Raw genomic sequence first — 24,514 nt, 5'->3', positions numbered from 1 at the left:
ACTGTCGCCGACGCCCAGACCGCCATGGTCTGGGCGGCCGATGGTGACGGCGGGGCCGGTGTGCCTATTCGTGAGTTGCTGCTCGTCGGTCTGACGGCGGCGGCGATCACCTATCTGATCACCTCGGCGGTACGTGTGTTCGCGATCAAGGCGGGCGCCGTGGCGGTGCCCAGGGTCCGCGACGTGCACGTGATCCCCACACCCCGACTCGGCGGGCTCGGCATGTTCGCCGGCGTGGTGGCAGCCATCGCACTGGCCACCAACCTGCCCGCATTGAACCGCGGCTTCCTCTACACCACCGACATGAGTGCGGTGATTGCGGCGGGCACGGTGATCGTGCTGGTCGGGGTCGTCGACGACCGGTGGGGGCTGGACGCGTTGACCAAATTCGTCGGGCAGGTCACCGCGGCCGGTGTCTTGGTGTTGATGCATGTCAGCTGGATCCAGATCCCGGTGCCGTTCGGGGATATCGGCACACTGGTGCTCGACCCGGTGCAGTCGGGTCTGCTCACGGTCATCATCACCGTCGCGACGATCAATGCGGTGAATTTCATCGACGGTCTCGACGGACTGGCCGCGGGTATGGGACTGATCGCGGCGTCGGCGATCTGCATGTTCTCGCTCGGTCTCTTGCGCGATCAGGGCGGCGACGTCAGCTACTACCCGCCCGCGCTGATCTCGGTCGTGCTGGCCGGCGCCTGCCTGGGCTTCTTGCCGCACAATTTCTCGCCTGCCCGCATCTTCATGGGGGATTCGGGTGCCATGTTGATCGGCCTGATGCTGGCCGCAGCGTCCACCAGTGCGTCCGGTCGTATCGCGGTCAACGCCTACGGACCGGCCGACGTCTTCACGTTGCTGTCACCGCTCCTGCTGGTCGCCGCCGTGGTCTTCATCCCGATGCTCGACATGCTGATGGCGGTGATCCGTCGGACGCGGGCCGGTGTCGGCTTCTACACACCGGACAAGATGCACCTGCATCACCGCCTGCTCGAACTCGGCCATTCCCAGCGACGCGTAGCGCTCATCATCTATCTATGGGTCGGTGTCCTCGCGTTCTCCGTCGCGGCGAGCACGATCTTTCCCCTGTCTGTGGTGGCACCGGTCTTCGGTGGGGGATTGGTGCTGGCCATGCTCGTCACCATGGCACCCCGACTGCATCGGCGCTACGCCGAGTTCCGAACGGCGACCAAGGCTTTCTGAGCTCCGGCTGAGCGAGGCCTTGGCGCGGGCTGAGGAGCGACGTAAGATCAGCCGGGACCGATGGTAAGGGCAGGGTAAACCGTCGTGTACTATCGACCGTAGTAGTAAACGGATCGTGGTCCCCGAGGCAACCATCCGATACGAACGACCAACCCGGTCACGCGCCGACCTGCTGCCAGGGCATACCCCCCGGTGAGATGGTGAAAGCGTGTTGGTAGGGTCACATCAAACGCGAGCTTACGCCCGGCGGCTGCCTGCTGCCGTGACGCACGCGCGATGTTCTGTGTCTGACGATGCAGGGCAAACGAGCTGAGGAGAGGCGCATGACGACATCTGCACCTGACTCGGCACCTGTATATCCGCAAGCCCCGACGGGACTCGTGCGGCCCGGCATCATGGCCGCCGTCGTCGTCGCGATCGTCGTGGGCGTCTCGATCTATCTCGAGCATTACTGGCTCGGGGCGTTCTTCCTGCTGGGCGTCGTCCTCGCCTTCATCAACGCGGCGATGCTGCGTGGTGTTGTCGAAGTCGTTGCCGCAGAAGTCAAACCGCACAAGAAGCCTTTGGCACTCAATACAGCCGCCCGGCTCGGCGCCATCACGGCGATCGCGCTGCTGGCGGCTATCTTGGTCCGGCCCGATGGGCTGGGCGTCATGTTCGGGCTCGCGGCCGGCCAGGTCATTCTGGTGCTCAACGTGGTGATCCCGGTGATGAAAGGACTGCGCAAGCAGCTATGACGGATACGACCTACCTCGCCTCGGATGCGAAGATCCATGTCGGTGTGCATGACACGGTTGAGGTCTTCGGCCTGACCTTCAACGTCGACACCATCATCTCGTCGGCCTTGGCCGCCGTGATCGTGCTGGCCCTGGCCTTCTTCGTGCGCGCCAAGATGACCTCGAAGAAGCCGAACGTGGTGCAGATCTACTTCGAGCTGATCACCGTCCAGATGCGCAGCCAGATCGAGAGTGCGATCGGTATGCGGATCGCCGGTTTCGTGCTGCCGCTCGCGGTCACACTGTTCACCTACATCCTGGTGGCCAACTGGCTGTCGATTATCCCGGTGCAGTACGCCAAGTCCGACGGCGCGGTGCACGAACTGCTGAAGCCCGCCGCTTCCGACGTCAACTTCGTCTACGCGCTCGCACTGTTCGTCTTCGTCTGGTACCACGCCGCGGGCGTCAAGCGTCGTGGCCCGCTGGGGCACCCGAAGCAGTTGGTCAAGGGTCACGTCGCCTTCCTCGCGCCGATCAACATCATCGAGGAGATCGCCAAGCCGGTCTCGCTCTCCCTCCGTCTTTTCGGCAACATCTTCGCCGGCGGCATCATGATCGCGCTGATCGCATTGTTCCCGGCCTACATCCTGTGGTTCCCGAACGCTATCTGGAAGTCCTTCGACCTGTTCGTCGGCCTGATCCAGGCGTTCATCTTCGCCCTGCTGACCATTCTGTACTTCAGCCAGGCGATGGAAACCGCAGACGACCATCACTGACCATGCTCGACCCCGGCCGGGAATCCGGCCGGGACCCCAAAGACCTGGCAATACGATTGCCAGTTTCACCCGAAAGGAAAGTTCTCAATGGATCCCAATCTCGTTGGTCTGGGTGCGTTGATCGGTGGCGGCCTCATCATGGGTGGCGGCGCGATCGGTGCCGGTATCGGTGACGGTCTGGCCGGTGCTCAGCTGATCGCTGGTATCGCACGTCAGCCCGAGGCTCAGGGCCGCCTGTTCACCCCGTTCTTCATCACCGTGGGTCTGGTCGAGGCTGCGTACTTCATCAACCTCGCCTTCATGGCGCTGTTCGTCTTCGCCACCCCGACCACTCTCTACGGCGCTGAGTGATCAGCAAGTTCCACTAGCTGCTAGCTAACGTCGTTCCGATAGGGGAAACGCACCATGATGATGTATCTCGCCGCAGAGGACGGGGAGAAGCCACCCAACTTCCTCATCCCCAACGCCACGTTCTTCGTGTGCTTGTTGATCTTCGTGATCGTGCTCGTTGTCATCCGTACCCTGGTGGTCCCACCGATCCTCAAGGTGCTCGATGAGCGTGACGCACGTGTCGCCAAGACCACCGAGGACACCAAGTCGGCTGCTGCGAGCTACGAGGATGCGGACACCCAGTATCGGGCGGCGATGAAGGATGCGCGTGGCGATGCCACGGGTATCCGAGATCAGGCACGTGCCGAGGGCAACGAGGAGTTGGCGGCAGCGAAGCGGCGGGCGACCGAAGAGGCCGACGCCGCTCTCGCTGCCACCACCGAATCGCTGAAGTCCGAAGGAGATCGCGCTGCCGAGTCGGCACGCGGCGACGTCGAACGTCTCGCCGCCACCCTGGCCGGCCGCGTGCTCGGTACCGACATCAGCGACAAGGAAAAGGTGAACTAGGTGGATATCCTCATCGGAAACCTGGTCGGCTTCGCCGTCATCGCCTTCCTGTTCTGGAAGTTCCTGCTGCCGCCGCTGAGCAAGGCAGTAAAGAACACCCAGGACACCATCGATCGTCAGGTCGTGGAGAGTGAAGAGGCCGGCGCGCGCCTCATCGACGCCAAGGCGGCACACGAGAAGGCCATCGCGAACGCGAAGGCCGAGGCCGCCGAACTGCACGAGTCGGCTCTCTCGGACGCCGAGGCGATCCGGTCCGATCTCAAGGTCGCGGCCGACGCCGAGGTGAAGCGCATCAGCGAGCACGGCAAGAATCAGGTCGACCTGACCCGGACCAGCCTTGTTCGTGCGCTGCGTACCGATCTCGGTCTCAGCGCCGTCGACGGCGCGGGCAAGCTGGTGCGCGAGCACCTCGCCGACCCCGCCGCACAGTCGGCCAGTGTCGACCGAGTCATCGACGAACTCCAGTCGATGGCATCGAGTACCGGTTCAGACAGTGTCAGCAGTTCCGAACTGGTGGGGCTGCATTCGCTGCGCGCCGGTAGCCGCGATGCCGCGGTCGCCGTGGCCCGCGAATTCGACAATGCCGCAACCGGTCTGGACGAGGCCGCGCTCACCAGCGCAGCCGACGAACTGACCCAGGTCATCGAGTTCCTCAACGAGAACGCGGTGCTGCGCAAGCGGCTCACCGAGGATGAGGACAACCCGACGGCCAAGGAAACCCTGGTCCGCAACCTGTTCGGCGGCAAGGTCGCACCGATCGTGGTCGACGTCGTCGCTGCGGGGGCCAAGCAGCGCTGGTCGACCAGCGCCGACTTCCTGGTCGGTCTGCGTCGTCAGAACTCGCTCATCGTGCTCACCGCCGCCGAGCGTGCGGGCGTCATCGAGCAGACCGAGGACGAGCTGTTCCGCGTGAGTCGTCTTCTCGACGGCTATCCGGAGCTGGCGTCATTGCTGTCGGACCACACCCACAACGCCGATAAGCGTGTCGCCCTGCTGCAGAAGCTGGTCGGCGAGCAGGTTGGTAAGTACACGTGGTCCCTGCTCTCGAACACCGTTCGTCTGCTGCACGGGCAGCCGTCCGAGCTGGCCGTGGGCCATCTCGCGGAGCTGGCCGCCGCACGTCGTGGTGAGTCGGTGGCCCATGTGGTCTCCGCGGCACCGTTGACCGAGGCGCAGATCCAGCGACTGTCCGGTGTGCTGGGCACGATCTACGGCCGAACCATCTCGGTGCAGACCGAGGTGCGCACCGAACTGCTGGGCGGCCTGCGGATCGCCGTCGGTGAGGAAGTCATCGACGCCGACATCGCGACCCGGCTGGCCAAGGCGGCCGAGTCGCTGCCGCGCTGACCGACACACCACATCCAAGCAAGCATCACCCCGAGCCCCAGAGCCGACTGATTCAAGGAAAGACGAGAACCCATGGCGGAGTTGACGATCTCACCAGACGAGATTAAGGGAGCGATCGAGCAGTACGTCTCGTCGTTCGAGGCCGAAGCGTCGCGCGACGAGGTCGGCACGATCACCGATACCGCGGACGGTATCGCCCACGTCAGTGGCCTGCCCAGCGCAATGGCCAACGAGCTCCTGGAGTTCCCGGGAGGTGTGCTCGGCGTCGCCCTGAACCTCGATGAGGACGAGATCGGTGCCGTCATCCTGGGTGAGTACGCATCGCTGGAAGAGGGCCAGCAGGTCAGTCGCACCGGCGACGTGCTCTCGGTCCCGGTCGGTGACAAGTTCCTGGGTCGCGTCGTCGATCCGCTGGGCGCCCCGATCGACGGACTCGGCGACATCGAGGCAGAGGAGCAGCGCGTTCTCGAGCTGCAGGCCGCCTCGGTGCTCGAGCGTCAGCCGGTCGAGGAGTCGCTGGCCACCGGCATCAAGGCCATCGACGCCATGACCGCCATCGGCCGCGGACAGCGTCAGCTGGTCATCGGTGACCGCAAGACCGGCAAGACCGCGGTCTGCATCGACGCCATCCTCAACCAGAAGGCCAACTGGGATTCGGGCGACCCCACCAAGCAGGTTCGCTGCATCTACGTCGCCATCGGTCAGAAGGGTTCGACCATCGCGGGCGTCAAGACCGCCCTCGAAGAGGCCGGCGCGATGGAGTACACCACCATCGTCGCGGCTCCCGCGTCGGACTCCGCAGGCTTCAAGTGGCTCGCGCCCTACACCGGCTCGGCCATCGGTCAGCACTGGATGTATCAGGGCAAGCACGTCCTGATCGTGTTCGACGACCTGACCAAGCAGGCCGAGGCCTACCGCGCCATCTCGCTGCTGCTGCGTCGCCCGCCGGGCCGCGAGGCATACCCCGGCGACGTCTTCTACTTGCACTCCCGTCTGCTGGAGCGCTCGGCGAAGCTGTCCGACGAACTCGGCGGCGGCTCGATGACCGCACTGCCGATCATCGAGACCAAGGCGAACGACGTGTCGGCGTTCATCCCGACCAACGTCATCTCGATCACCGACGGCCAGGTCTTCCTGGAGTCGGACCTGTTCAACAAGGGTGTCCGTCCCGCCATCAACGTCGGTACCTCGGTGTCGCGCGTCGGTGGTGCTGCACAGACCAAGGGCCTCAAGAAGGTCTCCGGTTCGCTGCGTCTGGAGCTCGCCCAGTTCCGTGAGCTGGAAGCCTTCTCGGCATTCGCCTCCGATCTGGACGACGCCTCGAAGGCCCAGCTCGAGCGCGGTGCCCGCTGGGTCGAGATGCTCAAGCAGGACCAGTACAGCCCGTTCGCGGTCGAGGATCAGATCGTCTCGATCTACCTCTGTGGTGAAGGCCACTACGACTCGGTGCCGGTCGACGACATCCGTAACTTCGAGACCCAGCTGCTGAGCCACCTGCGTCACAGCGCCAAGGGTGTCTACGACTCGATCGAGGGTGGCAAGGCGCTGTCCGACGATCAGGCCGAGTCGCTGGTCGCCGAGACCAACAAGTTCAAGAACAGCTACCTGACCCACGATGGCAAGCGCGTCGTGAACGAGGCCGCTGCCGCTGCGATGGACTCCGAGGACGTCGAGCACGAAGAGATCAAGATCCGCAAGTGATCAACGACTCTCTCGGACGCATCGATAAGGAAGGGGTGAGGACTCGTGGCGAGCATTCGTGAGCTGCGCTCACGCATCCGGTCGGTTCAGTCGACCAAGAAGATCACCAAGGCGCAGGAGCTGATTGCCACCTCGCGGATCACCAAGGCACAGGCGCGCGTCGCCGCCGCCAAGCCGTTCGCGCACGAGATGACCGAGGTGCTCTCGGAGCTGGCCAGCAACGCAGGCTCGCTCGATCACCCGCTCCTCGTCGAGCGTGAGCAGCCCAAGCGGGCCGGCATCCTGGTCGTGACCAGCGATCGCGGTATGTGCGGTGGCTACAACTCCAACGTGCTGCGGGCGACCCGTGAGCTCATCGCCCTGCTTCAAGAAGAGGGCAAGGAGCCGGTGCTGTTCGTGATGGGGCAGAAGGGTGTCGGCTACTTCACCTTCCGCGACACCGCGATCGCCGATTCGTGGACCGGTTTCTCGCAGGCGCCGGAGTACACCGATGCCTCGACCGCGACGAACTTCCTGGTGGATCTGTTCGTCGCCGGTTCCGGCGAGCAGGTCGCCTACCCGTCCGGCGAGGGATCGCTGGAAGGCGTAGACGAGTTGCACCTGGTCTACACGCGGTTCGTGTCGATGCTGACCCAGGCACCCGAGGTTCGGCGGATCGCACCGCTGGTCGTCTCGGACGCCGAGGTCGACCTCGATGCGGAGATCCAGAAGCCCTCGCGCAACTACTCCTTCGAGCCGGGTGCCGAGGCACTCCTCGAAGCACTGTTGCCGAAGTATCTGGCGACGCGCGTCTACGCGGCACTGCTCGACTCCTCCGCATCGGAGTCGGCGGCTCGCCGTACCGCGATGAAGGCGGCAACCGACAATGCCAACGAGTTGGCGACGTCACTGTCGCGCGAGGCCAACCAGCTTCGCCAGGCCCAGATCACCCAGGAAATCAGCGAGATCGTCGGCGGTTCGAGCGCCCTCGCGAACTAGGCGCAGCTCGATCTACGAGAACGCCGACTACGACTTCTACGAAGAGGAAGCGATCACACCACAATGACTGCAGCAGTAACCACCCCGGCAGAGGGTCAGACCTCCGCCACTGCCGGACGCATCGTCCGGATCATCGGCCCCGTCGTCGATGTCGAGTTCCCGCGGGGCTCGATCCCAGACCTCTTCAATGCGCTGCACGCGGAGGTCACCCTCCCGTCCGTCGCCAAGACCCTGACGCTGGAGGTGGCTCAGCACCTCGGTGACAACCTGGTCCGCACCATCTCGATGCAGCCGACCGATGGTCTGGTGCGCGGTGCGGCCGTCTCCGACACCGGCTACCCGATCCGCGTGCCGGTCGGTGACGTCGTCAAGGGCCACGTGTTCAACGCGCTGGGCGACTGCCTTGATTCGCCCGGCCTGGGCCGTGACGGCGAGCAGTGGGGCATCCACCGCAAGCCCCCGGCCTTCGACGAGCTTGAGGGCAAGACCGAGATCCTCGAGACCGGCATTAAGGTCATCGACCTGCTGACCCCGTACGTCAAGGGCGGCAAGATCGGTCTGTTCGGTGGCGCCGGTGTGGGCAAGACCGTTCTGATCCAGGAGATGATCACCCGTATCGCGCGTGAGTTCTCCGGTACGTCGGTCTTCGCCGGCGTCGGTGAGCGCACCCGTGAGGGAACCGACCTCCACCTCGAGATGGAGGAGATGGGCGTTCTCCAGGACACCGCCTTGGTGTTCGGTCAGATGGATGAGCCGCCGGGCACGCGTATGCGCGTGGCTCTGTCCGCGCTGACCATGGCGGAGTACTTCCGCGATGTGAAGCACCAGGACGTGCTGCTGTTCATCGACAACATCTTCCGCTTCACGCAGGCCGGTTCCGAGGTCTCCACGCTGCTCGGCCGTATGCCGTCCGCGGTGGGCTACCAGCCCACCCTGGCCGACGAGATGGGCGAGCTGCAGGAGCGCATCACCTCGACCAAGGGTCGTTCGATCACCTCGCTGCAGGCGATCTACGTCCCCGCCGACGACTACACCGACCCGGCGCCCGCGACCACCTTCGCCCACCTCGATGCGACCACCGAGCTCTCGCGTCCGATCTCGCAGCTGGGTATCTACCCGGCCGTGGACCCGCTGACCTCGACCTCGCGCATCCTGGAGGCCTCGATCGTCGGTGACGAGCACTTCCGTGTCGCCAACGAGGTCAAGCGCATCCTGCAGAAGTACAAGGAACTGCAGGACATCATCGCCATCCTCGGTATGGACGAGCTGTCCGAAGAGGACAAGGTCACCGTGCAGCGTGCGCGTCGTATCCAGAAGTTCCTGGGTCAGAACTTCCTCGTCGCCGAGAAGTTCACCGGCCAGAAGGGCTCGGTCGTGCCGCTCGCCGATACCGTCGAGGCCTTCGACCGTGTGTGCAAGGGTGAATACGATCACCTGCCCGAGCAGGCGTTCAACAGCTGTGGTGGCCTCGACGACGTGGAGGCCGCTGCCGCCAAGATCGCCGGAAAGTAGCGAATCGACATGGCTGACAAGTCCTTCCACGTGGAGGTGGTCTCTGCCGACCGCTCGCTGTACTCCGGCGAGGCGACCTTCGTCATCGCCCAGACCACCGTCGGTGAGCTCGGTGTGCTGGCGGGTCACGAACCGTTGCTGGGCGAGCTCGTCTCGGGTGGCTTCCTGGTCATCGTCGAGGAGAACGGCGCCCGTCGTGCCGCCGCTATCACGGGTGGTTTCCTGTCCGTGACCGGTGAGTCCGTGACGATTCTCGCGGAGTCGGCCGAATGGGCCGACGACGTCGACGTCACGGCGGAGAAGGCTGCTCTCGAGCAGGCTGAGCCCGGTTCCGACGAGTACACCCAGGCGCATGCGCGTTTGGCTGCGGCACAACACCTTTAAAGATATGAGGCGATAGCGGGGCCACCCGCGAGTCGCATCTGACATCGGCCAGTCGCCCGGTTTGCTCCGGGCGACTGGCCGATGTCTTTGTCGGCCTGGCATGCTGGGGAGTAACAGCCTGAATCCTGCGCGATCACAGCCCCCGCACTGTCTGGCCCTGGCGACGCGGAGATCGACGCGGATTCGTTCTTGCAAGGAGGTGCCGGTGGCCAAGGAGCTGACCGTTGTGTTGTCGGTGCTGGTGGTTCTCGCGGTGGTGGTCGTGGGACTGCTGGCGTATCGACTCGGTCAGTTGCGCAAGGCAGGCACCCCGGTTCTGTTCCGCACCCTTCCGGCTGAGGTCGACCGCGGATGGCGCCACGGCACCATTCACTATGGCGACGACGCGTTGCGGTATTACCGGCTCAGCTCGCTGCGCCCTGGACCTACGCGTAGCTTCTGTCGTCAGCGTGTTGAGATCGTCGGGCGACGGGTGGCCGAAGGCACCGAGGCCGACATCATGGACGGCATGGTGATCCTGCGACTCAACGAGTTCGCGGAATTGCCATCCGGCATGGTCGTGTCTCGTCCGGAGCAGCGCCTGGCCGCCGGTGGACCGGCGATGGTGACCTACGAGCTGGCGATGCCCGCTGGTGGGGTCACCGCATTCCAGTCCTGGCTGGAATCGCGTCAGTCGGATCGGTCGCAGCGCAGGCGGAGCGCCTAGATTCACTCGGGTCTGGTCAGTCGCGGCTGCGGTTGCCGCCGGGCACCCATTTCACATCGCCGTCGCCCAGAGGGGCACGATTGGCCACCCGGCTCAGGATGAACAGCAGATCCGACAAGCGGTTGAGGTATTTCGCCGGTAGCACGTTGGTGCTGTCGGGGAAGGCGTCGACCGCGGCCCAGGCTGACCGTTCCGCCCGACGGGTGACGGTGCGTGCCTGATGTAGCAACGCACTGAGTGGACTGCCGCCGGGCAGGATGAACGAGTCGAGTGCGGGCAGATCCTCGCCGAAACTGTCACACCAGCGTTCCAGGGCGTCGATATAGCCCTGTTCGATACGGAGCGGGGGATACGGCGGATCCGCGACGACCGGGGTGGAGAGGTCGGCGCCGGCGTCGAACAGATCGTTCTGAATGGTCGAGAGCACGGAGCGGATCTCGCTCGGTACATCGCCGCCGAGAGCCAGCGCCGCGCCGATGGCGGCATTGGCTTCGTCACAGTCGGCATAGGCCACGACGCGGGCGTCGGTTTTGGCCACGCGGGAGAAGTCGCTGAGTCCGGTCGATCCGTCGTCGCCGGTACGTGTGTAGATCCGGGTGAGGTGAACAGCCATGACTCGAATGTAGTTGGCCGGTGCAGTGGAATGGCAGCGGTGCCGATGGATTGCAGGCGATGCGGTCGGTGCCGTCGCCGACGGATAAGGTGTCACACGTGAGCGATCGGTTTCTGGTCACCGGGGGCGTGCGCCTGTCCGGAGAGGTCTCGGTGGGTGGGGCGAAGAACAGCGTCCTCAAGCTGATGGCGGCCGCACTTCTGGCCGAGGGCACCACGGTGCTGACCAACTCGCCGGAGATCGCCGACGTCCCGTTGATGGCCGACGTGCTGCGCGGCCTGGGTGCTGTCGTCGAGATGTCCGGTGACACGGTCAGCATCACCGCGCCCGCCGAACCCAAATTCCACGCCGACTTCGACGCGGTGAAACAGTTTCGGGCGTCGGTCTGCGTGCTGGGACCGCTGATGGCCCGCTGTCTGCGCGCGGTCGTCGCTCTGCCTGGCGGTGACGCGATCGGTTCGCGGCCACTGGACATGCATCAGGCCGGTCTGCGGGCGTTGGGCGCACACAGCTCGATCGAGCACGGCTGTGTGGTCGCCGAAGCCGACCGGCTGATCGGCGCGCCGATCGCGTTGGAGTTCCCGTCGGTGGGTGCTACCGAGAACATCCTGATGGCGGCGGTGCTCGCGGACGGCGAGACCACCATCGACAATGCGGCACGCGAACCGGAGATCGTGGACCTCTGCGAGATGCTCGTGCAGATGGGTGCCCGCATCGAGGGGGCTGGTACCTCGACGCTGACCGTCTACGGCGTCGAACGTCTGCACCCGACCACCCATCGGGTCGTCGGGGACCGGATCGTCGGCGCGACGTGGGGTATCGCGGCGGCGATGACCAGGGGAGATGTCACCGTCCGGGGTGTGAAACCGGAACACCTCCAGCTGGTGTTGAACAAACTCGTCGACGCCGGGGCGCAGGTCGATTCCTTCGCCGACGGTTTTCGGGTACGTGCGGACACGCGGCCGATCGCGGTGAATGTGTCGACGCTGCCGTTTCCCGGTTTCCCGACGGACCTACAACCGATGGCCATCGGCCTCGCGTCGATCGCCGACGGGATGTCGGTGATCACCGAGAATGTCTTCGAGGCGCGGTTCCGCTTCGTCGAGGAGATGGTGCGGTTGGGTGCCGATGCCCGCACGGACGGACATCATGCGGTGATCCGCGGTGTCGAGCAGTTGTCGAGTGCGCCGGTGTGGTCCTCCGACATCCGGGCCGGGGCGGGTCTCGTGCTGGCCGGTTTGGTGGCCGACGGGGTGACCGAGGTCCACGACGTCGAACACATCGATCGGGGGTATCCGCACTTCGTGGAGATCCTGCGCGACCTCGGCGGCCAGATCGAGCGGGTCGGCGACTGAGACGATGGCCGGTGACCTGCCCGCAGATGGTGCGCCCCCGGCCGCGCACCACGGCGATGACCATGCCCATCATGACGCTCAGCTGGACGTGGGAGCCTGGGCGCGCCGATTCGATCTGCTGTCCGACCCGCATCGCCTGGAGATCTTGATCCTGCTGCACCGGGAGCCCGGCATCATCGTCGGGGATATCGCGATCGCGGTCGGCCGGACCGAAACGGCCGTCTCTCAGGCGCTGCGGGTGTTGCGTCACCAGGGGTGGGTGACGTCCACCCGGGTGGGCCGCTCGGTCAGCTATCGCCTCGACGACGACACCGTCCACGCCCTGCTGCACTGGATGAGCGCTCACCCCTGAGTCGGGGTCCGGTGCGCGCCTGGGCAGGGTGCGGCCTGACTGATCGGACAGTCTCTCCAGCTCTTCATCTGAATGAGTGGACAGATGTTGTGGGTGGTCATACGGTTCCGACTATGTCCTCCGAAACCGCCAATGTCGCCATGCATATGAGTGACGGCATCGTGGATGCCCCCACGTCGCTGCTGTTCGGTCTGCTCGCCCTCGGCGGGCTCGCGGTCTGTATCTGGCGCTCGCGCGCCGAACTCGACGACAAGACGGTGCCGATGGCGGGACTTGTCGCGGCCTTCATCTTCGCGGCGCAGATGATCAACTTCCCGATCCTGCCCGGAGTCAGCGGGCATCTGCTCGGTGGTGCACTCGCGGCAATTCTGGTGGGTCCCTTCGTCGGAGCGCTCTGCGTGGCCATCGTGCTCGTCGTGCAGGCGCTGCTGTTCGCCGACGGTGGGGTGAGTGCACTCGGCACCAACATCACCAATATGGCGCTGATCGCGACTGCCGCCGGGTACCTGGTCGCGGTGGTCATGGCGCGGCTGCTGCTCCCGCGGCGGGAGACCGCGCCGTCGACGCGTCGGCTCGGGGTGGTTGCGTTCCTAGCCGGACTGGTGGGAACGCTGTGCGCGGCAACAGGATTCATCATCGAGTACCAGATCGGTGGGGCCGGTGGCACGTCGGCGTCGGCGGTGGCCGCCTACATGTGGGGCACCCACACACTGATCGGTGTCGGCGAGGGTCTGATCACCGCCGCCACCGTCGTCGCGGTCGCCAGAGCCCGGCCCGACCTGGTCTATCTGCTGCGGCACCGGGCGCCCGTCGATCGGTCCGCGCAGGTCGGGGTGCCGGCATGAGCGCCACACGTGCCGGCCACTCGCGGATGTCCCGACGGTGGTTTCTGGTCGGCTTCGGCATCGTCGCACTGCTGATCGCAGGCATCGTCTCCTATGCGGCCAGCGCATCTCCGGACGGCCTCGATGCCGCGACCACGCGTGGTTGCCAAACCGTCGAGGTCAATGGTGCGGAGCAACTCGTCGGCACCTGCATCGCGCAGCACGCCGACGACCACAGGCTGAACACTTCTCCGCTGGCCGACTACTCCGTCCGCGGGATCGCCGGCACCAACGGCGTCGCCGGGATCGTCGGGGTGCTGGTGACCCTGGCGGTGGCCGGCGGCCTGTTCTGGCTGCTGGCACGTGGCCGCCGGTCCGGCTCCGGATCGGGGAGCTGATCCGACGTGGGCGCCGGGCATGCCCATCCGCTTCACCGGGCGGGGACCTCGCCGGTTCATCGCGCACCGGCCGAGGTCAAACTGGTCTGCCTGATCGTCTTCGTCTTCGCGGTGGTCGCCACCCCGCGTGAAATGTTCTGGCCCTATGCGCTTTTCGCGATGATCCTGCTGGTGGTCTGGTCGATCGGTGAGATACCGCTGCGCTGGATCGCGCCCCGCATGCTGATCGAGGCACCCTTCGTCGTCCTTGCGGTCCTGCTGCCCTTCGCCGAGGGCGGCGAGCAGGTGTACGTCGCCGGGCTGTCGTTGTCGGTTCCGGGCCTGTACGCGGCGTGGGGCATCGTGATCAAGGGCAGCCTCGGCGTCGCGGCATCGCTGACCTTCGCGGCGACCACCGATGCGGCCGAATTGCCCACCGCGCTGACGCGACTCGGGGTACCGGCGACGATCACGCCGGTGATCGTGATGATGCTCCGGTACGTCGATCTGTTGTCGGCGCAGGTCCGTCGTATGCAGGTGGCCCGGCTGGCCCGGGGTGACTCGCCACGACTGGCACACCAGGCCGGCGCAGTCGCGAAAGGTGTTGGTGCGCTGTTCCTGCGGTCCTATGAACGTGGGGAGCGGGTGCATGTCGCGATGGCTTCACGCGGGTTCGGCGGAGTGATTCCGGAGCTCACCCCGGTCGGCGCACCGGCGCGTGCGACGCGGCGGCAGTGGGCTGCGGTGTGCGTGCCCGCGGCGGTGGCGGTGCTGGTGACAATGGCGGCGTGGATCCTGCGGTGAGAGGGAGGATCGGATGAGGTGGCAGCGGCGTGGGCGTGGGGATGATCGGCAGGCACCTCCTGAACGGGAGGCGGTCGATATGTCGATGACACACCAGGCCATCGAGATCTGCGGACTGCACTTCGCCTACCCGGACGGACACGTCGCCCTCGATGGCATCGATCTGACGGTCGGGGTGGGGGAGCGGGTGGCGTTGTTGGGGCCCAACGGCGCGGGTAAGACAACCCTGATGCAGCACCTCAACGGTGTTCTCACGCCCACCGCGGGCACCGTCACCGTCGGTGGTGTGGTGGTGGAGCGGTCGACGTTGCGGGAGATCCGGCGCCGCGTCGGGCTGGTCTTCCAAGACCCCGACGATCAGTTGTTCATGCCGACGGTGATCGAGGATGTGGCCTTCGGGCCGGCCAACTTCGGGGTCGGCGGCGACGAGCTGACGCACTGCGCGCAGGCTGCTCTCGACGTGGTCGGGTTGGCCGACCAGGCGCAGCGCAGCCCCCATCATCTGTCGGGCGGACAGCGCCGGCGTGCGGCGCTCGCCGGCGTGTTGGCCTGTCGCCCAGATGTTCTCGTACTCGATGAGCCATCGGCCAACCTCGACCCGGTAGCTCGGCGGGAACTGGCGCAGACGCTGCTCGGCCTGCCGACCACGATGCTGGTGGTCACCCATGATCTGCCCTATGCCGCCCAGCTCGCCGACCGTGCGGTGGTAGTCGACCGCGGCCGTGTGGTCGCCGACGGGGATATCGTCGACATCCTCGCCGACCCGGATCTGCTTGCCGCACATCGGCTTGAACTGCCGTGGGGCTTCGATCCGGGCTCGCTCGAGCGGGCCCGGGCGACCCGGCTGGGCGTCGGCGGCTGAGCCGACGGGTGATGCGGGCCTGTCCGATCGGACAGGCCGGTACCTACCTTGTGGTCGACACCCCCGCCGTATCGGATGGTTTGGCCGCGCAGACCTGTCGCCGCGGGGTGTGATCTGCGTAACGTCGCGGGTGTTGGACAGTCAAGACAGCGACGAGCGCCCCGCCCCCGCCGGCGCGCAGGAGGACAGTGATCATGCAGGTTGACGAGCTACTGAAGCCGTTCCCCATCAAAGAGTTCCACCCGTTCCCGCGGGCCATGATGGGGCCCGGCGCCCACGAGATGATCGGCCCGGAGGCCCTCAAACTCGGATTCAAGAAGACCCTGGTGATGACGACGGGTCTGCGCGGCAGCGACACCGTGCACAAGATCGTGGAGTCCTGCAAATACCACGGTCTCGAGGTCGTGCTGTTCGATCAGGTCGAGTCGAATCCCAAGGACTACAACGTGATGGACGCCGTCGCGATGTACAACGCGGAGAAGTGCGACTCGTTCATCTCGATCGGCGGCGGTTCGGCCCACGACGCCTGCAAGGGTGCTCGGGTCTCGGTGGCCCATGACGGCCGCAACGTCAACGAATTCGAAGGGTTCAACAAGAGCGAGAACCCCAAGAATCCGCCGCATATCGCCGTATCCACCACGGCCGGTACGGGTTCGGAGACTTCCTGGGCATACGTCATCACCGACACCACCACCGATCCCGACAAGCCGCACAAGTACGTCGCCTTCGACGACGCGGCGGTCACCAGCCTGGCTATCGACGACCCGGTGCTCTATTACGACTGCCCGGTGGCGTTCACCGCGCAGTGCGGTTTCGACGTGCTCGCGCACGCCTCGGAGCCCTACGTGTCGCGGCTGAACTTCGCGCCGTCGCTGGGCAATGCGCTCTACGCGGTGAAGATGACGGCGGAGCACCTGCGCCAGGCGACGTGGAACCCGACCGAACTCGCCGGTCGCGAAGGCATGATGTATGCGCAGTATATTGCGGCGCAGGCCTTCAACTCCGGTGGTCTGGGCATCATTCACTCGATCAGCCACGCGGTGTCGGCCTTCTACGACACCCACCACGGACTCAACAACGCGATCGCTCTGCCGCGTGTGTGGGCCTTCAACATGCCGGTGATGTACGAGCGTTTCGCCGATCTGGCCGAGGCGATGGGTGTCGACACCCACGGCATGACCAAGGTGCAGGCCGCCGATCAGGCGCTCAACGCTGCGATCCGGCTGCTTCGCGACGTCGGTATCCCGGAGAAGTTCACCGACGTCCACCAGGATTCGCATGTGAAGAACCGGCTCGGCACCGGACCGACCAAGTTCTACGAGAACCGCAAGGAGATCTCGGGCGCTCCGGAGACGATCGACGCGATCACCAACCACGTCCTCGGGGATGCGTGCACGCCGGGTAATCCCAAGGAGTGCACCTTCGAGACCGTGCGCCCCGTCGTCGACCACGCCTTCAATGGCGACCTCGACGATCTGCTGACGTAATCGGCAGGCTGCCGTTCACGGTGCCGTCCGAGAGCGGTGCGTGACGAGTCGGCCGACACCGACCCCGCGGGTGTCGGCCGGCTCGTGGCAGTTTCTCGAAAGCAATCAACCGACGAAAACCCCCTGACGCAGGAGATATCGATGTCCGTGCAGATAGTTTCCGACTCGTCGACCGGTTCGGCCGCCCGCGAGTTCGACGACGATGCGGAATTCGCCGACGGTGCAGAATTCGCCGACGTCGCCGATGTGATGGCGCGGTTCGCCGACGCCGGCTATCTGGCGGACGAGAGACTGGCGACCACGGTGTTCCTGCAGCATCGACTCGGTAAGCCGATCCTGCTGGAGGGGCCGGCCGGCGTGGGTAAGACCCAGCTGGCCAAGACGCTGGCCGAGGTCACCGGTCGGGAACTCCTGCGTCTGCAGTGCTACGAGGGCCAGGATGAGACGACGGCCCTCTACGAATGGGATTACGGCAAGCAATTGCTCTATACCCAGGTGCTGCGCGAGAAGATCGCGCAGGTGGTCGCCGACGCGCCGACCCTGTCCGAGGCCGTGGATCGGATCGGTGCCGAGGAGAGTGTGTTCTTCTCGGAGCGGTTTCTGGCGCCCCGGCCGCTGTTGGAGGCGGTGCGGTCCCCGAAGCCGGTCGTTCTGCTGATCGACGAGGTCGACCGGGCCGACGAGGCTCTGGAGGCGGTGCTGCTGGAATTGCTCGCCGAATACCAGGTCTCGGTTCCCGAGATCGGGACCTTCGTGGCCAATCATCCGCCGATGATCGTGCTGACCTCCAACAACACTCGCGATCTGTCGGCCGCCCTCAAGCGCCGCTGCCTGCACCTGTCACTCGACTATCCGGACGCGGCCCGGGAACTGGAGATCATCCGTTCCAAGGACACCGGTCTGGCCGACACGCTGGCCATGAAACTGGTGGAGATCGTGCGCGGACTGCGGGAACTGGACCTCCGCAAGGCACCCAGCATCTCCGAGGCGATCGACTGGGCTCGCACCCTGGCCGTGCTCGGTGCCGATGAACTCGACGCGCAGATTCTCGCGCAGACCGCCAACGTGGTGGTCAAATACGACCGCGACCTGGCGCGCGCGATCGACGCGCTGCCCAAACTGGTCGACCCGAACGCAGAGGTGCCCGACTCGTTGCATTCGCACGGGCACGACCACGGACATTCGCACTCTCATGGGGATCACAGCCACACCCATGACGACCCGGGCCCGGCCCAGCCTGCCGGCGACCGCGGCAAGGCTCGTCGGGCGGCGATGGACGAGCCGGGCAGGCACGGGCAGGACTACTACGGTTCACCGGGGGCCAAGAGCGACGCCGGGACGCGATCGATCAGTCCCGGGCAGGGCAGTCGTTCGTTCGCACCGCGCTCGGGTGCCCGTAAGCGCCCGTTCTGAGACCGGCGAGAGGACTACGGCATGGAAGCCGGGATTCATCGCTTCGTCCGGCTGCTCCGGTTGCACGGCATCCGCATCGGCGTGTCCGAGGCGGTGGACGCGATGGCGGCCACCGCAACCGCCGAGATTCTCGGCGACCGGGAGCTGCTTCGGTCCGCGCTGGCGGTCTGTCTGATCAAGGACCGGCGCGACGAGGCGACCTTCGACGAGGTCTTCGACCGCTTCTTCGCACTCAAACCGGTGCTGGAATCGGCTGATGCGCATGGTCATTCGCATGCTCACGACGACCTCTCAGACACCGGTGAACTCACCGAGTACAGCTTGTCGGAGGAGATCAGCGAAACTCCGCAGCAAGGCCACAGCCATGGTCCGCCGTCGAATCTCCGCGAATTCTTCGATCCGGAGGATCTCGCCGAGCAGTACAACCTGCACCAGGAGGCCAATCGGCTGGACATGGCGTCGCTGACCGACGAGATAGTGCTCTCCGCCGACGAGGTTCCCAACTCCGAGGCCGCTGCCCGGGTCCAGCTGACGGTCTCCCGGCTGGCCAATCCGGGCCGTCCGGGGGAACTGGTCACCGAGAACCGTCCGGAACTCGACGTCGATCTGTCGGTGGCGCAGGAAATGATGCTGCTGGACTGGCTCGACGACGAGGCAGGTGGCGGTAGCCAGCCCGACGCCGCCGAACTCGCCGCGCTGCGCAGTGCACTCGCCGGACTCCTCGACGGGCTGCCGGAGAAGCTGCGCGATCATCTCGAACAGCTCATGGCCAGCGACCATCAGATCGAGGAACGCGAGGTCAAGGCCGCGGTCCGGGACGTCATCCACGAAACCGAGCGGGCCAGCCTGGAGGATTCCATCCGCAGGCTCATTCGCAGCCTGCACGGCGCGCCGCGCTCACGCCGGAAGATCGCCGCCCGAGGCACCGTCGACGCGGCCCGGACGATGCGGGCGAATCTGCGGTATGACGGCGTGCCGTTCCGGCCGGTCACGGTGGCAAAGGTCGAGGACCGGCCGAGTCTGCTCATCCTCGCCGACGTATCCCTCTCGGTGCGTGCCGCAGCCCGGTTCACCCTCGCACTGGTCCACGGATTGCAGAGCATGGTCGCGCATGTGCGGTCGTTCGCCTTCGTCGCCGACCTCATCGAGATCACCGACCTCTTCGCCGAACATCCGGCCGAGGACGCGCTGTCGCTGGTGGTGTCCGGGTTGGCGGCGGGTGGCGTACTCGATACCGATGCGGACTCCGACATCGGAACGGCGCTGGGTACGTTCCTGGCGGACTTCGGCGGCGCCGTGACTCGCCGGACGACGGTGATCGTGCTGAGCGACGGCCGCAACAACGGCCGGGAACCGAACCTGTCGGCCTTCGCCGAGATCACCCGGCGTGCACGCGAGACCATCTGGATCACGCCGGAACCCACCTATTCCTGGGGGCTGGGTGCCTGCGATCTGCCCGCCTATGCGACCTACTGCGACCGGGTACACGTCGTGCATGACCTTGCCGAGCTGGAGCAGGTGTCGATCGACGTCTCGGTGTCGTGAGAGTTGCCCGCGTCGCTGGCGCCGCGCGCGTAGGATCGCCGGTGGACCGCCGTCGGTCGATCCGCGGTGTTCGGCCGTGGTATCCGACGAACCCGCGACGCGTGGCCGCCGGAACGGAATGGTGAGAGAGCGTGCAGTCGACGGTGCCGAACACCATGGCGCGCGGTGACCTGCGGGTCGCGAAGTTCCACACCCCCGAGATCATCGTCGGGTCCGGTGCATTGGCCGAAGTGCCGGCTGCGGCGCTGGGGCTGGGCATGAAGCGTCTGATGATCGTCGCCGACCGTGGCATCGTCGCCACACCCTGGTATCCCGAGGTGGCCGATCGGCTGCGCGCCGCAGGTCTGGTGGTGTCGTCGTTCAGCGACATCTCCCCGAATCCGCGTGCGCCGGAGATCTCGGCCGCTTTCGAGCATTATGAGATGCGCCGCTGCGACGGCATCGTCGCAGTCGGCGGTGGTTCGGTGATCGATGCGGCCAAGGGCGTGGCGATCCTGGCGTCCAACGGCGGACATATTCTCGAATACGAGGGGATCGACCGGGCGCAGGTGCCGTTGCCGCCGTTGGTCGCCGCCCCGACGACGGCCGGCAGTGGCTCGGACGTCTCCCAGTTCTGCATCGTCAACGACGTCGACCGGATGACGAAGGTGACGATCATCGGGCGGGCGTTGGTACCCGACGTCGCAATCGTCGATCCGCAGGCCTTACGCACGCTGTCGCCCGAGGTGGCTGCGCAGTCCGGGATGGACGCCATCACACACTGCATCGAGGCGTATGCGTCGATCGCGCACAGCAGACTGACCGACTCGGCCGCACTGGCCGCTATCGCCACCGGGTGGCACAGCATCGAGAGGTTCGTCGGGAATCCGGCCGACGAGCGGGCCGGGACGGATATGGCCTACGCCGCGCTGGAGGCCGGAATGGCCTTCACCAACGCGATTCTCGGTGCGACACATGCGATGAGCCATCCGGTGGGCGGGCGTTGCGATGCCCCGCACGGCGCGATCAACGCGGTGCTGCTGCCGCACGTCATCCGCTACAACGCGGCCGCCGACCCATCGCCCTATGTGGATCTGGCTGCCGCCGTGGGGCTATCGGCGGCGGGGTCACCGCATGCGATCGCCGATCGATTCGCCACCGCGGTCGGCAGACTGGCGGCGGCGGTCGGCTTGCCGACCGGTCTGGGCAGTCTGGGTGTGCGGGCCGATGACCTGCCGCTGCTGACCGAACTCGCACTCCGCGACGCCTGTATGCGCACCAACCCGCGGCGGCCCACTCCCGACGACGTGGCGCGGATCTACCGGGAGGCACTGTGAGTACCGCCCGTCGCGCGCCGGAGGGACTGTCCTCGGATAGGGCGGCCGCCGACCTCGACTCGCTGCTCGGGCTGCATTCGGTGAAAGGCACGCACTACGCTCAGTTCCGCGGCGTCGAACAGCGATTGACCCGCGTCATCGAGGCACTCGACCGGATCTCGCGTGCGCTGGTGCAGACCGGCGAGGGGCCGGAGACCCTGGTGCTGTCGGTGGTGCGTGCCGTCGCCGAACACCTTGAGGCGCAATGGGTTGTCTTCGCGCTGTGCGACGGCGAACTCGAACGCACCGGGCCGCGGCATCTGATGATGTCGGGGGACGGCACGATCTATGCCTTCGAAGGGGTGCAGGCGGCGCGAACCCCGAGTCATCTCCCCGACGAGGTCCTCAACCGGCTCAACGACATCCTGCGCAATCAGACCACCGGCCTCAACCGCCCGATGGTCGACGATCACCACGTCCATGTGCCCGTGCAGCTGGATGGACGTGTGGTCGGGGGTCTGTCGGCGTGGACGCCCGCGCACAAGTTCATCGACTCCGCTGACACCGTCGTGCTGCGGATCCTCGCCCGACAGGCGGCGGTGGCGTTGCTGAACGCGGCGTTGCTGGAGGAGAGCCGGCACCAACTCACCAGGGCCGAACAGGCCTTCGCCAAGGCGACCGAACACGCCGCCGACCTGGCCGCGCGCAACGTCGAACTGGAACGCACCCAGCGTGAGTTGTCGGCGGTGATGCGGCAACGTCTGGTGACCGAGGAACGTGAACGGATCGCCCGCGAACTCCACGATTCGGTGACTCAGTCGGTGTTGTCGGCCGGGGTCCACATCGAGGTGTGCCGTCGCGAATCCGATCCTGCGACCGCCGAGCGACTGGAGACGGCGGGTCGGCTCACGCGGAACGCCGTCGAACAGTTGCGGTCGGTGATCTATGCACTGAACCAGGCGCCCTCGGTCGAGGGGTTGAGCCTCGAGGAAGTCCTCGACGAGCTGTGCTCGATGCATCTCCCGGACGATCTGGCGACCGAAGTGCGGGTGACCGGGACACCCCGCGATCTGTCCGACGATCTGCAGCACGCGGTGCTGCGGATCGCTGGGGAAGCGCTGTTCAACACGGCGGTCCATGCCGACGCCGGCCGCGCGCAGGTCCGGCTCGACTATCAGGCCGACCGCGTGGTGCTGTCGGTCGACGACGACGGGGTAGGTGACCCGGCACATCTGCGCCGAGTGCTGCGGGCCGCGGCTGCCGGTGATCTGGCCGGGCGCCACCGTGGACTCGCCAACATTTCGGCTCGAGCCGGCGACCTCGGCGGAGATCTACGCATCCGCCGGTCTCGGCTGGGCGGCATCCGGGTGGTCGTCGACCTGCCCGAACATCCGAACGCGGGATCGTCGGCGCCGCGGGAGAGCCGCACACCGCATGACGTCAGGAGAGCAGAGCGATGACCGCCCCCGGATCTGATCCCGGAATCCGCACGATGCTCGTCGATGACCACGCGCTGCTGCGCGAGGGCATCCGATCCCTGCTGGACCGGGAACCGGGTATCTCGGTGGTCGGCGAGGCCGGTTCGTTCGACGCCGCATTGGCCGAGGTCGAGCGGTGTCGCCCGGATGTCCTGGTCGTCGACCTCAAGCTCACCGCGGGCACCGAGTACGAGGGGCTTCGTCTGATCACCGAGATCACCAGTAGGCATCCCGGCGTCGCGGCGCTCGTTCTGACCACTTTCCTCGATGACGATCTGGTGGTGCGCGCGGTGAAGGCGGGTGCACGCGGGTACGTGGTCAAGGATGTCGATACCACCGAACTCGTGCGCGCGATCGCGGCCGTGTCCTCCGGTGGCAGCGCGTTCGATCCGCGTAGTACGGCAATCGTGTTGCGCACCGTCTCCGGGGACACCGACTCGTCAGGCACCCTCACCGATCGCGAACGCGAGGTACTGCGGTTGCTGGCCGACGGGATGTCGAACAAGGTGATCGGTCAGACGCTGTTCATCTCCGAGTCCACGGTCAAATTCCACATTCGCAACATCATCCGCAAACTCGGTGTCTCCAAGCGCACCGACGCGGTCTATACCGCGAGCAAACGGGGACTCATCTGATCGGCGGGAAGCACCAGCCAACCACCGTGGTCGGTGAACACTTCGGCCCTCGGCATGCCGATCTGCCCCGACCAGCGATGAAGGTCGGCGGTACTCAGCCGTTGTAGATGCCCGAAGTGCTCGGTCGGATATTCCTCGAAGGGAACCGCCACGACGACCCGCTGCCGCGCGACGCGTACCGCCTCGTCCAATGCGATGGCGACGCCGTCGGCCGGGAGGTGTTCGAGCAGGTGGATGAGGGTCACGGTATCCACCGAGTTCGTCTCGAAGGGGAGTGCGAGTGCATCCCCGACGACCGCGTCGACGTCGACGCCGCGATGCCGGGCGGCGGTGCGCAGATGCGCCACAGCACCAGCGGAGATGTCGCAGGCGGCCACCCGATGCCCGTCGTCGGCGCACTGGAGTGCGAAGAACCCGAAGCAACATCCGACCTCGAGCACGCTGTGGCCGGCGATCAACGACCGGGCGCGACGATGCACGGGACTGAAATCGGCAGCGCCGGAGCGCAATTCAGTGATGGAGTTCTCATAGAAGGCCTGCCAGGAGCGGGCCACGGTGCTCGCCGAGCTCTCGATCATCGCGACCGCCGCCGATTCGAACTGCTGTTGGCCGGTTAGTACGCCGGTATCCACCAGCCGGCTGAGGCTCTCGACCATCCGGGCGTCGGAGATGGTCCGGTGCTCGAAGGGGTGGACAACTTCGAGCGTATTGCCGGCCCGTCGCCACCCCAGCGCTCCGCACGACTGAAAGCCGGACGGCAGGCAGGCACTGCGGCGAACACGGATACGCATCGCACCGGTCGAGGAACTCATGATCCGAGCTTAGAAATCCGCTGACCTGCGCATAACTGCCCAAAGAGGCCGGCCCACCTGTCCGTCCGGACGGTGTGCGGCGCAGATCACATCGCGGCGATTCGTGGTTCGGGCGCGGTTCTCGACGGCGCGAAGAATTCACCCGATGGCACTGACCTGCACCGATGCCACGACAAGGAGCGGCCGACCAGCCGATTTGACCCTGCACCGCTGCCCGCGTAACTTTCTTCAAGTCAGAGCGCCACGGCGCCGCCCCGGAGGGCCTCCCAGCAGGGAGAATAACCGGGGAAGGGAAACCGGGTTCTGCTCTGACCGCCCCCGAGAAATCGACCAGGGTGCCTCTGTGCGCCCAGGACGACCTTCGGGAGTGACCAGATCCCCGCTCGAACCTCGCACCAGCGAGTTGCGAACGGAAATCGGGTCTGGTAGGCTGGAATGGTTGCCC

General features: G+C 66.0%; 25 protein-coding genes. 23 read left to right on the top strand and 2 right to left on the bottom strand.

Going from position 1 to position 24,514, the window contains the following annotated elements:
• The first annotated feature begins 24 nt into the window (after positions 1 to 24).
• The 11 genes from QSJ18_RS09795 to QSJ18_RS09745 all read left to right on the top strand — a co-directional run bounded on the left by QSJ18_RS09795 (position 25) and on the right by QSJ18_RS09745 (position 10,217).
• Positions 25 to 1,200 carry an MraY family glycosyltransferase gene (locus QSJ18_RS09795; RefSeq protein ID WP_286326361.1) on the top strand — a complete coding sequence of 392 codons (1,176 nt, stop codon included), beginning with the start codon at positions 25 to 27 and terminating at the stop codon, positions 1,198 to 1,200.
• Between the two features lie 323 nt (positions 1,201 to 1,523).
• The gene (locus QSJ18_RS09790) at positions 1,524 to 1,937 is read left to right on the top strand and encodes a hypothetical protein (RefSeq protein WP_286326208.1); all 414 of its coding nucleotides are present in this window, start codon (positions 1,524 to 1,526) and stop codon (positions 1,935 to 1,937) included.
• Positions 1,934 to 2,692 (top strand): F0F1 ATP synthase subunit A, encoded by a 759-nt coding sequence (gene atpB, locus QSJ18_RS09785; protein ID WP_286326207.1) that lies wholly within the window; start codon positions 1,934 to 1,936, stop codon positions 2,690 to 2,692. The genes QSJ18_RS09790 and atpB overlap by 4 nt, the downstream gene beginning before the upstream one ends.
• Positions 2,693 to 2,779: 87 nt before the next feature.
• Positions 2,780 to 3,043, top strand: coding sequence for a F0F1 ATP synthase subunit C (locus QSJ18_RS09780; protein ID WP_286326205.1), 264 nt, complete (start codon positions 2,780 to 2,782; stop codon positions 3,041 to 3,043).
• Positions 3,044 to 3,103: 60 nt separating this feature from the next.
• Complete coding sequence (locus QSJ18_RS09775) at positions 3,104 to 3,589, top strand: F0F1 ATP synthase subunit B (RefSeq protein ID WP_286326360.1); 486 nt, start codon at positions 3,104 to 3,106, stop codon at positions 3,587 to 3,589.
• A complete protein-coding gene (locus tag QSJ18_RS09770) occupies positions 3,590 to 4,936 on the top strand; it encodes a F0F1 ATP synthase subunit B/delta (RefSeq protein ID WP_286326204.1) in 1,347 nt (448 codons plus the stop codon). It abuts the gene before it with no gap.
• A gap of 72 nt (positions 4,937 to 5,008) precedes the next feature.
• Positions 5,009 to 6,637, top strand: coding sequence for a F0F1 ATP synthase subunit alpha (gene atpA / locus QSJ18_RS09765; RefSeq protein WP_286326203.1), 1,629 nt, complete (start codon positions 5,009 to 5,011; stop codon positions 6,635 to 6,637).
• 45 nt (positions 6,638 to 6,682) lie between these two features.
• Entirely contained in the window at positions 6,683 to 7,615 is a 933-nt protein-coding gene (locus QSJ18_RS09760) for a F0F1 ATP synthase subunit gamma (RefSeq protein ID WP_286326202.1), read from the top strand.
• A gap of 63 nt (positions 7,616 to 7,678) precedes the next feature.
• Positions 7,679 to 9,127 carry a F0F1 ATP synthase subunit beta gene (atpD, locus tag QSJ18_RS09755; RefSeq protein WP_286326201.1) on the top strand — a complete coding sequence of 483 codons (1,449 nt, stop codon included), beginning with the start codon at positions 7,679 to 7,681 and terminating at the stop codon, positions 9,125 to 9,127.
• Positions 9,128 to 9,136: 9 nt separating this feature from the next.
• Positions 9,137 to 9,511: a F0F1 ATP synthase subunit epsilon gene (locus tag QSJ18_RS09750; protein WP_286326200.1), complete on the top strand. Its 375-nt coding sequence runs from the start codon at positions 9,137 to 9,139 to the stop codon at positions 9,509 to 9,511.
• 205 nt (positions 9,512 to 9,716) lie between these two features.
• Positions 9,717 to 10,217 carry a DUF2550 domain-containing protein gene (locus tag QSJ18_RS09745; protein ID WP_462476038.1) on the top strand — a complete coding sequence of 167 codons (501 nt, stop codon included), beginning with the start codon at positions 9,717 to 9,719 and terminating at the stop codon, positions 10,215 to 10,217.
• Positions 10,218 to 10,233: 16 nt separating this feature from the next.
• Here QSJ18_RS09745 and QSJ18_RS09740 read toward each other — a convergent pair whose 3' ends face one another.
• Positions 10,234 to 10,830: a cob(I)yrinic acid a,c-diamide adenosyltransferase gene (locus QSJ18_RS09740; protein ID WP_286326198.1), complete on the bottom strand. Its 597-nt coding sequence runs from the start codon at positions 10,828 to 10,830 to the stop codon at positions 10,234 to 10,236.
• Between the two features lie 98 nt (positions 10,831 to 10,928).
• Here QSJ18_RS09740 and murA point away from each other — a divergent pair, with 98 nt between their 5' ends.
• The 12 genes from murA (at position 10,929) to QSJ18_RS09680 (ending at position 23,257) form a co-directional block, all read left to right on the top strand.
• Complete coding sequence (gene murA / locus QSJ18_RS09735) at positions 10,929 to 12,185, top strand: UDP-N-acetylglucosamine 1-carboxyvinyltransferase (protein WP_286326197.1); 1,257 nt, start codon at positions 10,929 to 10,931, stop codon at positions 12,183 to 12,185.
• 4 nt (positions 12,186 to 12,189) lie between these two features.
• Positions 12,190 to 12,537, top strand: a complete 348-nt coding sequence (locus QSJ18_RS09730; protein ID WP_286326196.1) for an ArsR/SmtB family transcription factor — start codon at positions 12,190 to 12,192, stop codon at positions 12,535 to 12,537.
• Between the two features lie 113 nt (positions 12,538 to 12,650).
• Positions 12,651 to 13,382: an energy-coupling factor ABC transporter permease gene (locus QSJ18_RS09725; protein ID WP_286326195.1), complete on the top strand. Its 732-nt coding sequence runs from the start codon at positions 12,651 to 12,653 to the stop codon at positions 13,380 to 13,382.
• Positions 13,379 to 13,759, top strand: coding sequence for a PDGLE domain-containing protein (locus QSJ18_RS09720; RefSeq protein ID WP_286326194.1), 381 nt, complete (start codon positions 13,379 to 13,381; stop codon positions 13,757 to 13,759). Before QSJ18_RS09725 ends, QSJ18_RS09720 begins: the two co-directional genes overlap by 4 nt.
• 6 nt (positions 13,760 to 13,765) lie before the next feature.
• Positions 13,766 to 14,542 carry a cobalt ECF transporter T component CbiQ gene (gene cbiQ / locus QSJ18_RS09715; RefSeq protein ID WP_286326193.1) on the top strand — a complete coding sequence of 259 codons (777 nt, stop codon included), beginning with the start codon at positions 13,766 to 13,768 and terminating at the stop codon, positions 14,540 to 14,542.
• A gap of 85 nt (positions 14,543 to 14,627) precedes the next feature.
• Positions 14,628 to 15,404 carry an energy-coupling factor ABC transporter ATP-binding protein gene (locus QSJ18_RS09710; RefSeq protein ID WP_286326359.1) on the top strand — a complete coding sequence of 259 codons (777 nt, stop codon included), beginning with the start codon at positions 14,628 to 14,630 and terminating at the stop codon, positions 15,402 to 15,404.
• Between the two features lie 194 nt (positions 15,405 to 15,598).
• Positions 15,599 to 16,891, top strand: a complete 1,293-nt coding sequence (gene mdo / locus QSJ18_RS09705) for an NDMA-dependent methanol dehydrogenase (protein WP_286326192.1) — start codon at positions 15,599 to 15,601, stop codon at positions 16,889 to 16,891.
• Between the two features lie 249 nt (positions 16,892 to 17,140).
• Entirely contained in the window at positions 17,141 to 18,304 is a 1,164-nt protein-coding gene (locus QSJ18_RS09700; protein WP_286326358.1) for an AAA family ATPase, read from the top strand.
• A gap of 21 nt (positions 18,305 to 18,325) precedes the next feature.
• Positions 18,326 to 19,849 (top strand): VWA domain-containing protein, encoded by a 1,524-nt coding sequence (locus QSJ18_RS09695; protein WP_286326191.1) that lies wholly within the window; start codon positions 18,326 to 18,328, stop codon positions 19,847 to 19,849.
• A gap of 155 nt (positions 19,850 to 20,004) precedes the next feature.
• Positions 20,005 to 21,165, top strand: coding sequence for an iron-containing alcohol dehydrogenase (locus QSJ18_RS09690; RefSeq protein WP_286326357.1), 1,161 nt, complete (start codon positions 20,005 to 20,007; stop codon positions 21,163 to 21,165).
• The gene (locus QSJ18_RS09685; protein ID WP_286326190.1) at positions 21,162 to 22,604 is read left to right on the top strand and encodes a MadS family sensor histidine kinase; all 1,443 of its coding nucleotides are present in this window, start codon (positions 21,162 to 21,164) and stop codon (positions 22,602 to 22,604) included. The genes QSJ18_RS09690 and QSJ18_RS09685 overlap by 4 nt, the downstream gene beginning before the upstream one ends.
• The gene (locus tag QSJ18_RS09680; protein WP_286326189.1) at positions 22,601 to 23,257 is read left to right on the top strand and encodes a MadR family response regulator transcription factor; all 657 of its coding nucleotides are present in this window, start codon (positions 22,601 to 22,603) and stop codon (positions 23,255 to 23,257) included. Before QSJ18_RS09685 ends, QSJ18_RS09680 begins: the two co-directional genes overlap by 4 nt.
• Here QSJ18_RS09680 and mftM read toward each other — a convergent pair.
• A complete protein-coding gene (gene mftM, locus QSJ18_RS09675; RefSeq protein WP_286326188.1) occupies positions 23,227 to 24,069 on the bottom strand; it encodes a mycofactocin oligosaccharide methyltransferase MftM in 843 nt (280 codons plus the stop codon). The two genes, QSJ18_RS09680 and mftM, sit on opposite strands and share 31 nt — an antisense overlap.
• Positions 24,070 to 24,514 lie beyond the last annotated feature (445 nt).

The organism is Gordonia heveisoli (genome assembly GCF_030315745.1).
Lineage (GTDB): Bacteria > Actinomycetota > Actinomycetes > Mycobacteriales > Mycobacteriaceae > Gordonia.
This window is presented reverse-complemented; position numbering and strand designations above follow the sequence as displayed.

Coding starts and splice junctions, on each gene's coding strand:
- QSJ18_RS09795 (WP_286326361.1), top strand. CDS start 25: ATGGTCTGGGCGGCCGATGGTGACGGCGGGGCCGGTGTGCCTATTCGT.
- QSJ18_RS09790 (WP_286326208.1), top strand. CDS start 1,524: ATGACGACATCTGCACCTGACTCGGCACCTGTATATCCGCAAGCCCCG.
- atpB (WP_286326207.1), top strand. CDS start 1,934: ATGACGGATACGACCTACCTCGCCTCGGATGCGAAGATCCATGTCGGT.
- QSJ18_RS09780 (WP_286326205.1), top strand. CDS start 2,780: ATGGATCCCAATCTCGTTGGTCTGGGTGCGTTGATCGGTGGCGGCCTC.
- QSJ18_RS09775 (WP_286326360.1), top strand. CDS start 3,104: ATGTATCTCGCCGCAGAGGACGGGGAGAAGCCACCCAACTTCCTCATC.
- atpA (WP_286326203.1), top strand. CDS start 5,009: ATGGCGGAGTTGACGATCTCACCAGACGAGATTAAGGGAGCGATCGAG.
- atpD (WP_286326201.1), top strand. CDS start 7,679: ATGACTGCAGCAGTAACCACCCCGGCAGAGGGTCAGACCTCCGCCACT.
- QSJ18_RS09750 (WP_286326200.1), top strand. CDS start 9,137: ATGGCTGACAAGTCCTTCCACGTGGAGGTGGTCTCTGCCGACCGCTCG.
- QSJ18_RS09740 (WP_286326198.1), bottom strand. CDS start 10,830: ATGGCTGTTCACCTCACCCGGATCTACACACGTACCGGCGACGACGGA.
- QSJ18_RS09730 (WP_286326196.1), top strand. CDS start 12,190: ATGGCCGGTGACCTGCCCGCAGATGGTGCGCCCCCGGCCGCGCACCAC.
- QSJ18_RS09725 (WP_286326195.1), top strand. CDS start 12,651: ATGTCCTCCGAAACCGCCAATGTCGCCATGCATATGAGTGACGGCATC.
- QSJ18_RS09720 (WP_286326194.1), top strand. CDS start 13,379: ATGAGCGCCACACGTGCCGGCCACTCGCGGATGTCCCGACGGTGGTTT.
- QSJ18_RS09710 (WP_286326359.1), top strand. CDS start 14,628: ATGACACACCAGGCCATCGAGATCTGCGGACTGCACTTCGCCTACCCG.
- mdo (WP_286326192.1), top strand. CDS start 15,599: ATGCAGGTTGACGAGCTACTGAAGCCGTTCCCCATCAAAGAGTTCCAC.
- QSJ18_RS09700 (WP_286326358.1), top strand. CDS start 17,141: ATGGCGCGGTTCGCCGACGCCGGCTATCTGGCGGACGAGAGACTGGCG.
- QSJ18_RS09695 (WP_286326191.1), top strand. CDS start 18,326: ATGGAAGCCGGGATTCATCGCTTCGTCCGGCTGCTCCGGTTGCACGGC.
- QSJ18_RS09690 (WP_286326357.1), top strand. CDS start 20,005: ATGGCGCGCGGTGACCTGCGGGTCGCGAAGTTCCACACCCCCGAGATC.
- QSJ18_RS09680 (WP_286326189.1), top strand. CDS start 22,601: ATGACCGCCCCCGGATCTGATCCCGGAATCCGCACGATGCTCGTCGAT.
- mftM (WP_286326188.1), bottom strand. CDS start 24,069: ATGAGTTCCTCGACCGGTGCGATGCGTATCCGTGTTCGCCGCAGTGCC.